Here is a 235-nt window from a genome sequence, read left to right as displayed (position 1 = left end):
CGCATAACGTCGTGCTCGTGAATATGATCGAGCTGCACATGGACCTGCTCCAGCGCACCTTGAACAAGACCCAAGCGATCCCCGGTCGCAAAAGCGAGGTCTATGAGGAGCATCTGCTTATTTTACAGGCGATTAAGGAACGCGATCCGGTGAAGGCAAAGCTCGCCTTGCTGAACCATCTGAGCCGGGTGAAGGAGAACATACAGAACAATTACATTCATGCATAGCAGGGGAG

At 52.3% G+C, this 235-nt stretch carries 1 protein-coding gene; it reads left to right on the top strand.

The window, feature by feature from the left end:
- Positions 1-227, top strand: a 227-nt coding sequence (locus tag ACSNOG_RS34060; protein WP_436756530.1) for an FCD domain-containing protein, incomplete at its 5' end; no start/stop codon positions are given.
- Between the last annotated feature and the right edge of the window lie 8 nt (positions 228-235).

The sequence above is a fragment of the Streptomyces sp. URMC 124 genome (assembly GCF_051386455.1).
In the GTDB taxonomy this organism is placed as follows: Bacteria; Actinomycetota; Actinomycetes; order Streptomycetales; family Streptomycetaceae; genus Streptomyces.
This window is presented reverse-complemented; position numbering and strand designations above follow the sequence as displayed.